The 432-nt window shown below is 60.9% G+C and carries 1 pseudogene; it reads left to right on the top strand.

What is annotated here, in order from left to right:
• Window positions 1-186 (top strand): annotated as a pseudogene (locus QSV46_RS39175) (IS110 family transposase); the annotation flags it as partial.
• Between the last annotated feature and the right edge of the window lie 246 nt (window positions 187-432).

The raw sequence follows: 432 nt of genomic DNA, 5'->3' as shown, positions 1-432 counted from the left end.
GAGGCCGCGAACGTCCTGCTGACCGTTGTCAGGCGAGGTTCTGCGCTCAAGCGCTGGGGCAGCAAGCTGGCCAAACGCATCGGCGCCAAAAAGGCCAAGGTTGCCGTGGCTCGCAAAATGGCCGTCATCCTCCATGCCATCTGGACCGACGGCACCGAATTCCAGGCAGAGATGCGCACCGCATGAACCAGTCTTAAGCCAACCCGGATCCGCCTTCGGCGGAACAAGCGTCCCTGCCGGGACGAAGGTGTGGGCAATCTCGAAGTCGTCCCTGCGGGCTTTACGCACCGCGCTCTTCACATCGAGATGCCACGCCTCTTGAACGCCATCATGCGGCGCTCCTGCATAGAGACGACCGCGGAAAGAACCATGAACCCGGCAGCGGATCATTTTTGTCTATCGGGCTTGACACCGTGCCCGCGATTAAAGAAC

Origin of the sequence: Bradyrhizobium cosmicum (assembly GCF_032290525.1) — a bacterium.
Classification (GTDB): domain Bacteria; phylum Pseudomonadota; class Alphaproteobacteria; order Rhizobiales; family Xanthobacteraceae; genus Bradyrhizobium; species Bradyrhizobium cosmicum_A.
The sequence above is the reverse complement of the archived record's forward strand: the minus strand, read 5'-3'. Positions and strand labels throughout refer to the sequence as shown.